This window comes from Acinetobacter sp. ANC 4558, assembly GCF_002135375.1.
In the GTDB taxonomy this organism is placed as follows: domain Bacteria; phylum Pseudomonadota; class Gammaproteobacteria; order Pseudomonadales; family Moraxellaceae; genus Acinetobacter.
This window is the reverse complement of sequence record NZ_NEGH01000001.1, coordinates 352871-363403: the sequence shown is the minus strand read 5'-3', so window position 1 is coordinate 363403 and position 10533 is coordinate 352871. Positions and strand designations below refer to the sequence as shown.

Here is a 10533-nt window from a genome sequence, read left to right as displayed (position 1 = left end):
GAATAAGACCAAATGCAAAGTCATAACAGTTGTGCTGGCGACAATAGCAAGAGTGAACCACCTGATCCCTTCCCGAACTCAGAAGTGAAACCTCTTTGCGCTGATGGTAGTGTGGGGTTACCCATGTGAGAGTAAGTCATCGCCAGCTCATTAAATCCTAACCCCCTTAATCAACAGATTAAGGGGGTTTGTTTATGCAAAAATTAAGGTCGAATTATTTAATTTATTTGAAAACTGAATATAAAAAATAATTTAGTTTACTTAAAAATTTAATAATTAAAAAAAGTTACTAAAACGATAAAAGAACTTCCTATAATTCCCAACTTTGTAAAGACTACCTTTACTATTGTTAAGTTAAATTAATTAATATTGAGTTTTTAATTTTAATGTGTGAGATTCAGATTGATATTTTTAAATATCTAAATGATAGAACATTAAAAGGACATAAATTTGTGATGAATTTTGATTATTTTTTCTTTAAAAAGAAAGTATTATTCGGTTTAGCAATGGCGAGTTTAATTTCGACTTCAACATTTGCGGTAAATAATGAAAAGTTAAAAACGGTTATAAAAGCACAAGAGAAAAATTACTTAGTAACATTAAAAGATTTAGTAAATATTGAATCTGATAGTAAAAATATAGATGGTTTAAAACATATTTCGAAATTTATTGCCGAACAATTAAAATTGACAGGTGCTGAAGTTAATATTATTCAGAGTCAAGATATACATAAATTACAAGGTACACCAGAAGAATTAGGACCTATTGTTAAAGCTGTTTTAAAAGGCCATGGAAAAAGTAAAATTATGCTAATTGCACATATGGATACGGTCTATCCGAAAGGGCAGTTAAAAGATAATCCCTTTAAAATAGAGGGTAATAAAGCGTATGGTCTTGGTGTATTAGATGATAAGCAAGGTATTGCACTGATTGTTTCTGTACTTAATACCCTAAAAAAAATCAATTATCAGGATTACGGTACAATCACCGTGCTTGTGAATGCTGATGAAGAAATTAGTTCACCAAGTTCACGTAAATTAATTACAGATACTGCAAAGGATCAAGATATTGTTTTATCTTTTGAGAGTAGTGGAAAAGAAAGTAGTTTAAGTTTAGCAACGAGTGGCATTGCTTCAGCTCATCTTAATATTCGAGGAAAAGCCTCTCATGCAGGAAGTAATCCTGAAGAGGGTGTAAATGCGCTGACTGAACTTTCATATCAAATTTCTCAAATGCAGGATTTATCTCAACCTGAAAAAGGTGTGAAACTAAATTGGACAGTTGCAAGTGCTGGTAAAACTCAAAATGTGATCCCAGATACAGCAAATGCATATGCAGATGTACGTGCATTAAAGTTAGAAGACTTTCATAAAATTGAAAAAATATTACAAGAGCGGATAAAAAATAAAAAAATTGCGGCGAGCGAGGTTACATTAAGCTTTGAGGTGATTCGTCCACCTTTAATCACAAACGATCAATCTATAAAACTAGCAAAACATGCTCAATCGATTTATCAAAAAGAATTAAATCTTCCAATTGAAGTGCGGATTAAACCTTTGGGTGGTGGAACAGATGCAGCATTTGCAGGTTTAGAATCAAAAGCTGCAATAGTTGAAGGAATTGGGTTACGTGGAGATGGCTTTCATAATGCAAAAGAGGAATATATTGTTCTAGATACTATTGTGCCACGAATCTACTTAGCAACACGTTTAATTATAGATGCATCTTCAAAACAATAAGTGAAGATAGGATGGTATTTCATATCACCCTTTTAGACATAGTATAAGATATAAGTAGGTTCTAAAAATAGATGATATTTTATACAATTAGTGTAATTATAGATGTAGATTAGAATTCTATTTATGCTTGGGAGCTGGTAATAATGAAAAATACAGAAGAGATAAAAGATTACCCATTATATGTCGCAGGGAAACCTCAAAAAGCACAACAATGGTTAGAGGTTTTAGATAAGTATAAACATAATTTAATTGCTCGTGTTGCTTTAGCAGATAATAAAATAATTGAAAAAGCGATACGTGCTGCTGTCAAAGCAGAAAAAGAAATGGCTGCTTTACAACCATTTCAAAAGCAAAAAATCTTATTACATTGTGTGCAACGTTTTAGTGAAATGCGTACAGAGCTTATCGATATATTAATTGCTGAGGGTGGAAAACCACGTTCAGCAGCGAGTGCAGAGGTTGAACGATTAATTAACACATTTCAAATCGCGGCAGATGCCGTTACTCAATTAGATGATGGTCGAATGATTCCACTTGCTGTAACACCCGTAGCATCTGGTTACCAAGGATTTATTAAACAAGTACCGATTGGTGCAGTATCTCTAATTAGCCCATTTAATTTTCCATTCAATTTAACTGCCCATAAAATTGCGCCTGCAATTGCAGCTGGTTGCCCATTTGTATTAAAACCTGCAAGTCTCACACCGATTTCAGCACTTAAAATTGCAGAAGTTTTAGCAGAAACAGATTTACCTAAAGGTGCTTTTTCAGTATTACCATGTCCTCGAGAACATGCTGATGTCCTCGTCACTGATGAGCGTTTTAAGCTACTCAGCTTTACAGGGTCAGATGTTGTTGGCTGGGATATGAAAGCACGTGCAGGGCATAAAAAAGTCACATTAGAACTAGGAGGAAATGCTGCAGTTTTGATTGAAGCAGATACTGAAATTAGTGAAGCATTGATAGATCGATTGATTAGTGGTGCTTATGGTCATGCGGGTCAAGTTTGTATTAGTGTGCAACGGATTCTTATTCATCATGATATTTATACCGATGTGAAGAAAAAGTTATTGGTAAAGTTAAAGAAATTAAAAGCAGCTGATCCTCAGTTAGAGACAACAATTATTGGACCAATGATTAAAGAAAATGAAGCTATACGGCTTAAAAAATGGGTTGATAAAGCCATTAAAAAAGGTGCTAAGCTATTGATAGGTGGTGAATTAAATGGAGTGATGTTTGAACCTACTTTACTTGAAAATGTAGATAAAAGTTTAGAAATATATAAAGATGAGGCATTTGGCCCGATAGTAATTCTTGAAAAGTATAAGACTTTTGAACAAGGCATTGAAAAAATTAACTTGAGCCGTTTTGGTTTACAGGCGGGAATCTATACACAAAATCTAAATAAAATGTTATATGCTTGGAATCATTTAGCTGTTGGTGGTGTCATCATTAATGATATTCCAACATTCCGTGTAGATAATATGCCATATGGCGGTGTGAAAGATTCAGGCTTAGGAAAGGAAGGTATACATTCTGCAATAAGAGATATGCAAGAAGAGCGTGTGCTTGTAATTAAGCAATGATTTAAGATGGATATAAATCATCATTCGTTTTCGGACTTATGATGATTTAAATTGAACATGACCGTATGAACAATAAAATACGATACGAAATAGTTTGTTTTCTCAGCCTTTAAGCTTTCCCTTCCCAATCGATTTAATCAAGTCAAAATTTTAAAACGAAAAACCTATCATTACTGTGACATCTGGACCACTAAGATTTCTAATGAAATAAAAATGTTTGTACTGCTGATATAGTAAATAGAATAAGAAAAATATAAATATCCAACCGTTTATTTAAAAAGATACAAGCATAAGCTTTCGCTGTATTTATGATGTGCTGGCTTCGCTGATCTGATAAAAATGCAAACGATTTTAGAATAAAAAAATGACTATGAGTCCATGATTAAGAGTGATATATTCCAAATTGTTATTGAATTTATTAAATTTTATTTTGAATGGCTTTCAAAATGATCATTCAAATGAAATGTCTTATAAATTGTCAAAATATCGAGAAGAAATTACAGAAAAAAGTGTAAAAAATCGGTATTGTTCTTGCATATGAAGATAAATTATTCAGAATAATCTTTAACCAAGATATTGTGAAAGTTTATCTGTTTGTATTTTAGATCTGAACGCTCACAAGGTGTAATACTAAAACAAACACAACAATATTTTATGAATACTTTTTATGCTGATCTTATAAACAAAATCAACAGCAGGAAAGGGATAAAAGGTTTAGGTGTTTTATGACAAATTCCCGTGAAAATTGGTCGGCACGGTCGGGCTTTATTATTGCTGCGATTGGCTCGGCCGTTGGTTTAGGTAACATTTGGCGGTTCCCATATGTTGCATATGAAAATGGTGGTGGGGCATTTTTAATCCCCTATTTAATTGCAATTTTTGCAGCTGGTTTACCATTACTATTTTTAGATTATGCTGTAGGGCATAAATTTAGAAAGGCGCCACCGACAGCTTATAAAAAACTCATGAACAGTGAAGCATTAGGCTGGTGGCAAGTAATGGTGACATTAGTCATCGGTATTTATTATGCCAGTGTTTTGTCATGGGCGGGTACTTATATCTATTACTCCATTGGACAAAAATGGGGCACAGATACAGAGAAATTCTTTTTTTCAACCTATTTGCAAAATGGTGATACCACCTCGCTTTTTGTACCCGTATTGTTTATTGGACTTGTCGTAGTTTGGGCAATTACCATGTTTATTTTATACGGTGGTGTGAAGAAAGGTGTAGAGCTTTCAAATAAAATCTTTATGCCATTATTGGTGGTTTTATTTACCATTTTAGTGATTCAAGCATTACGTTTACCTGGTGCTGTAGATGGCTTAAACGCATTCTTTACACCAAACTGGAAAGCAATGTCTAATTATAAAGTATGGTTGGCAGCATTTGGTCATATCTTTTTCTCATTGTCCATTGGATTTGGGATTATGTTGACCTACGCTTCTTATTTAAAACCAAAAACTAATTTAACTGGTTCTGGTTTAGTGGTGGCATTAGCAAACTCCTCGTTTGAAATATTAGCGGGTATCGGTATTTTTGCTGCACTTGGCTTTATGGCTTATAGTGCTGGTTCGACGGTAGATGAAGTCGTTTCTGGGGGAATTGGTCTAGCATTTATTGCTTTCCCTAAAATTATTTCAAGCCTAGGTGCTGGTGGAGATTTATTTGGAATTTTATTCTTCTCCTCTTTAGCTGTTGCTGGTATTACCTCAATGGTCAGTATTTTAGAAGTACCTATCGCAGCCTTTCAAGATAAGCTCGCATGGTCAAGAAAAAAGGCCGTGACCATTGTTGGTGGCGGTTCTGCAATTGTTTCGACTTTAATGTTTTCAACGCATAATGCCATTACCTTTGTCGATATTATTGATTATTTTGCAAATAATATTGGTATTGTTGCTGGTGGCTTATTGTCGATTATTTTAGTGTCATGGTTCAGACGTCCTTTATTAAAGCAATTACAAGATCATATCAATCAATACTCAAGCTTTAAATTAGGTTTGGGTTGGAACTTCTTATTAACAATCGTAACACCACTTTCATTATTAATTGCCTTAGGTTTGACACTAAAAGCAATCTTATCGGAAGGTTATGGAGGTTATCCATTAGAGGTTTTATTGCCAATTGGTGGTGGTGTAATGCTGGTTTTAATTATCGGCGCAATTGCATTTAGTTGTTTAAAAGATCACGATACTGAGGAGAACTAAGATGAATACATCAGCGATTATTATGTTGATTATTTCAACTGTTTTACTTTGGGGTGGCTTAATTTTAGCAACACTACATTTGATTAAAAACCCAGATGAAGAATAATTATCTTTAAGAGATGAATTATTTTATCAAAAACCGAGTTAAGTGATTAACTCGGTTTTTTATACTATGTCGATGCGTAGTAAACCAATTTGGAATAAATATAGATGATTTAAAAAAGCAGAAAGCCCTCTAACATCCTGTTAGAGGGCTTGGTATTTGTGCTTTAGGTATAACTCCTGTCGTACCTCACATCCTGATGCTCAAACTTATCATTATTTTTATTTGTTTGGGAAACATCCTGTTTCCTGTTAAAGCTAATATAAGCGTATTGAATGTGTTGCACTAGGCATAAAAGTCACTAAAATGTGTAATCCAAGGATTACACGGGTGGTTAAAAAACACACAAATTAGGGCGTAATATATTGAATAAGATTATAAAATACTGTTTTTAATGCTTGTTCATCAAACTGATTAGCTTCAAAAAATTCTGTTTGATTCCTTGTGAAAATATCACGAATTTCAACAACAGCATTACTATCCACCATGCCTAATTGTATGCAGACTTGACGAATTTGATCGATAGAGCGAGAACCATTGGTACTGCCATAACTGACATAAGCAACGGGTTTTGTACTCCATTCCTTACCTAAATAATCGAGCGCATTTTTCAATGCAGGACTATAGCCATGGTTATATTCGGGACTAATCAAAATATAAGCATTGCCTGAAGCGATATGATCTGCCCAAGCTTGTTGTTTAGGTTGATCATACACACCTGATATAGGTAAATGAGAGCCAGAAAATATAGGTAAATCCCATTCTTTTAAGTCGACCAGTTCAATTTTTATATTTGGGAATTTGTATGTTTCAAAACTGCGTTGAATCCAATGCGCTATTTTTATGGCTGTACGATTTTCTCGGACACTCCCCACAATAATTTGTATTTTCATATTATTTTCTCTGTTTTGTAAGTCTAAATATTAAAGTATTCGGTATATAATCAAGAAAGAAGTATTGAATTGTATATAAATTTATCAGTTATTGTGTTTTAGATAAAATAAAAAAGCTCCATCAGGAGCTTTTTTAAATCACGTAATTACATGATTTTTATACCTTGTTGACCCGCTGGTGTTACTTTAAAAATTTCAACTTCAAAAGTAATATTTTTTCCAGCGAGTGGGTGATTAAAATCCACCTCAGTAATATCATCATCAACTGATTTAACAACACCATAAAGGCTTGATTTGGCTTTGTCTTCAAATTCGATCATATGTCCAATAATTGGGCGTTGTTCAAATTTAATGGTATCAAATTTTTGAACGTTTTCAGAATTCCAAGGACCAAATGCATCTTCAGGAGGAAGACTAACAGTACGACGGTCACCTGCACGTAATCCAAATAAAGCTTTTTCAAAGCCAGGTAATAAATTACCATCACCAATGACTAAACTTACTGGCTCTTCGCGACTACGTGTATTATCAATTTCAACACCATTTTCGATCGCGACTGAAAAATGAAGATCCACTTTTGAGCCTTCTGCGACACGTGTTTCTTCATTTGGATGAATTAAATCTGTCATTTTTGCGCTTCCGCACGTTGGATACGTTTCTTTTCTAAAAAGAAAGTATCAATCAGCAATAAAATAGTCCCAAGTGTAATAGAACTATCTGCAAGATTAAAGGCAGGGAAGTGGCTGTTGTTATAGTACACATGAATAAAATCCACCACATAACCTAACGTTACACGATCGATTAAATTACCAACTGCACCACCAAGAATCAGTGCAATTGCTAGAGGTAATACAATTAAGTGTTTTGGCATACGCATTAACCAAAAAACGAAAACGACAGACACAATCCCAGCGAGAGATGTAAAGAAGTAACGTTGCCATCCACCAGCATCGGACAAGAAACTAAAGGCAGCGCCGTAGTTATATAATAATGTCCAATTTAAAAAGGGCAGAACAGGTACAGGATCTGCATAATGCAAATGTGTTACTGCAATCCATTTGGTCCATTGATCTAAAATAATTGCCACAATGGATAAACCCACCCACACTAAATTGTGTGGGTAGAATTGGAAGAAGCCCTTTTTATTCTGAGAATTAGGCATATTTTCTCTCTTCGCCTTGACCTGTAGGAAGATTAATAATACAACGACCGCATAGTCCTGGGTGTGCAGAATGTGTATTTACATCTGGTAATACATGCCAACAGCGAGCACATTTTTCACCTTCTGCTGCTGAAATTTTAACACGTAACCCAGCAAGATCAGATTCATGACCTTGTGTTGCATCAAATGCATTGACAATAACATTTGATGTGATGAGTACAAAGCGAAGCTCATCACCAAATTTATCTAAGATTGCTTTTAGTGCTTCATCCGCCCAAAGTTCTACAGTTGCAGATAAGTTAGAACCGACTAGCTTCTCGTTACGTGCAGCTTCCATGTGCTTGTTGACAGCAGATTTAATTTGAATGAGTGTTTGCCACTCTGATTCTGTAATTAAATTTGTTGTTGATGCGACAGGAATATCGTACCAATCTGCGGTAAATACATATTTTTCAGACTGTTCTGGAATTAATGGCCACGCTTCTTGAGCCGTAAAACTTAAGATCGGTGACATCCAACGAACAAATGCTTGCACAATATGGTACAACGCTGTTTGTGCAGAGTGCCGCGCTTGTGAATCTGCTTTTGTTGTGTATTGACGATCTTTAATGATGTCTAAGTAGAAGCCACCTAAGTCATTAATACAGAAATTCGTTAAAGCACTACAAACCGCATGGAAATTCATGTCGTGATAAGCGTGTTGAATTGTTTTTTGAACTTCAGCAGTACGTTGTAAAATATATTGATCAAGTGCGATTAATTGATCCACTGCAAGCGCATCTGTTGATGGTTTGAAGCCATTTAAATTAGCTAATAAGAAGCGAAGCGTATTACGAATACGACGGTAGCTATCGCTGACGCGGTTAAAGATTTCTTTACTTGCGGCAATTTCATAACGATAGTCACTTGATGCAACATATAAGCGTAAACCATCTGCACCTAACTGTTTAATAATGTCATCTAAAGGAATAAAGTTACCCAAAGATTTAGACAGTTTGTGACCTTTCTCGTCGACAGTAAAGCCATGCGTTAAGAGTGTTTTATATGGTGCTTTTCCAGTAATTGCAACAGATGTCAGCAATGAAGATTGAAACCAACCACGATGTTGATCAGAGCCTTCTAAATATAAATCTGCAGGTGTTTGTAATTCATCACGTTGTTCTAGCACTGCATAATGTGTTGTACCAGAGTCAAACCAAACATCTAAGGTATCGCGCACAGCATTATAGTGTTCAGCATCATCACCAATAAATGCTTTGGCATCACGGTCAAACCAACCATCGATTCCTTCTTGCTCAATAACCTTTGCAACTTCTTCAATGAGTGCAGACGTACGAGGATGTAATTCATTGGTGTCTTTATGCACAAAGAATGGAATAGGCACGCCCCAAGTCCGTTGACGAGAGATACACCAATCTGGACGACCTTCAATCATCGACTCAATACGGTTTTTACCCCAATCAGGTATAAACTGGATATCATTTTCAATGGCATTAAGCGCATTTTGACGTAAACCCTTTTGATCCATGCTGATAAACCATTGTGGTGTTGCACGGAAAATAATAGGTGTTTTATGACGCCAGCAATGTGGGTAGCTGTGTTTAATTGGAAAGTGTGCCCAAAGTTTGCCAGATTCTGTTAAGACTGCAATAATTTTAGGATTGGCTTTATAGATGTGCTCACCAGCAAAAATAAGTGCTGTTGGTAAATATACACCATTACCCCCCACTGGATTATCTACAGTTAAGTTGTATTGTAAACCTACTTTATAGTCATCTACACCATGACCAGGTGCAGTATGTACAGCACCTGTACCATTGGCTGCTGTTACATGTTCACCTAAAATAACTGGTACTTGACGTTCTACAATTAAAGGGTGCTGAAGAATGAGATTTTCAAGTTTTGAACCGACAAAGCTTGCTAAAACCTTTGGATTTTCAAGTTTATATCGCTCGCAAGCAGATTCAACTAAATCGGTTGCTAAAATAAGGTTTTGCTCACCACGAGTACTTTGTACTTGAATTAATTGATATTCAATTTCAGCATGCAAAGCCACGGCTTGGTTTGCTGGTAATGTCCACGGCGTTGTGGTCCAAATAACAATATCTGTTGGGTGGTTAACTGTTGTATCTAACCGTGTAGATAAGTCTGCTAAATCAACAACACCAAAACCGACATCAATTGCATCTGATTTTTTATCTTCATATTCTACTTCTGCTTCAGCAAGTGAAGAACCGCAGTCCATACACCAGTTCACAGGTTTAAGACCAGGTTGAATATGACCTGCTTTTTCAATGGCACCTAGAGCACGAACAATATCGGCTTCTTGTTTGAAATTCATCGTAAGGTAAGGATTATCCCAATCCCCTAATACACCCATACGGATGAAGTCTTTCTTTTGAATGTCAATTTGAGTATAAGCATATGCACGACATGCTTTTCGGAAAGTTGATGCATCAACTTTTTCACCAACTTTTCCTACTTTTTCTTCAACTTTCAGTTCAATGGGTAAACCATGACAGTCCCAACCTGGCACATAAGGTGCATCAAAACCATCTAAAGTTTTACTTTTGACAATAATATCTTTTAATACTTTATTCACCACATGCCCTAAATGCAACGTACCATTTGCATAAGGAGGGCCATCGTGAAGAATATATTTTTTCTTGCCAATTCGCGATGCACGAATCTGCTGATAAATGTCATCGGCATACCACTCTTCTAACCACTTTTGTTCACGTACTGCTAAGTTTGCTTTCATTGCAAAATCAGTACCAGGGAGGTTTAGCGTGGCTTTATAATCCACTGCATTTTCAGTAGCTTGCTTATCGCTCATGCAAATT

Annotated in this window: 8 protein-coding genes and 1 rRNA gene; 5 read left to right on the top strand and 4 right to left on the bottom strand. The window is 35.5% G+C overall.

Going from position 1 to position 10533, the window contains the following annotated elements; genetic code table 11:
• Positions 1–33: 33 nt before the first annotated feature.
• The 5 genes from rrf (at position 34) to B9T31_RS01750 (ending at position 5638) form a co-directional block, all read left to right on the top strand.
• Positions 34–148 (top strand): 5S ribosomal RNA (gene rrf / locus B9T31_RS01770).
• Positions 149–455: 307 nt separating this feature from the next.
• Positions 456–1739, top strand: coding sequence for a glutamate carboxypeptidase (locus tag B9T31_RS01765; protein ID WP_086180384.1), 1284 nt, complete (start codon positions 456–458; stop codon positions 1737–1739).
• Positions 1740–1882: 143 nt separating this feature from the next.
• On the top strand, positions 1883–3325 hold the full coding sequence (locus tag B9T31_RS01760; protein WP_086180242.1) for an aldehyde dehydrogenase family protein: 1443 nt from the start codon (positions 1883–1885) through the stop codon (positions 3323–3325).
• A gap of 725 nt (positions 3326–4050) precedes the next feature.
• Positions 4051–5532 (top strand): sodium-dependent transporter, encoded by a 1482-nt coding sequence (locus tag B9T31_RS01755; RefSeq protein ID WP_086180241.1) that lies wholly within the window; start codon positions 4051–4053, stop codon positions 5530–5532.
• A 1-nt stretch (position 5533) separates the two neighbouring features.
• Positions 5534–5638, top strand: a complete 105-nt coding sequence (locus B9T31_RS01750; protein ID WP_086180240.1) for a methionine/alanine import family NSS transporter small subunit — start codon at positions 5534–5536, stop codon at positions 5636–5638.
• Between the two features lie 347 nt (positions 5639–5985).
• Here B9T31_RS01750 and B9T31_RS01745 read toward each other — a convergent pair whose 3' ends face one another.
• The 4 genes from B9T31_RS01745 to ileS all read right to left on the bottom strand — a co-directional run bounded on the left by B9T31_RS01745 (position 5986) and on the right by ileS (position 10526).
• Complete coding sequence (locus B9T31_RS01745; RefSeq protein WP_086180239.1) at positions 5986–6528, bottom strand: NADPH-dependent FMN reductase; 543 nt, start codon at positions 6526–6528, stop codon at positions 5986–5988.
• A 146-nt stretch (positions 6529–6674) separates the two neighbouring features.
• Positions 6675–7157 (bottom strand): FKBP-type peptidyl-prolyl cis-trans isomerase, encoded by a 483-nt coding sequence (locus B9T31_RS01740; protein ID WP_086180238.1) that lies wholly within the window; start codon positions 7155–7157, stop codon positions 6675–6677.
• A complete protein-coding gene (lspA, locus tag B9T31_RS01735; protein ID WP_086180237.1) occupies positions 7154–7690 on the bottom strand; it encodes a signal peptidase II in 537 nt (178 codons plus the stop codon). Before lspA ends, B9T31_RS01740 begins: the two co-directional genes overlap by 4 nt.
• Entirely contained in the window at positions 7683–10526 is a 2844-nt protein-coding gene (ileS, locus tag B9T31_RS01730; protein ID WP_086180236.1) for an isoleucine--tRNA ligase, read from the bottom strand. The genes lspA and ileS overlap by 8 nt, the downstream gene beginning before the upstream one ends.
• Between the last annotated feature and the right edge of the window lie 7 nt (positions 10527–10533).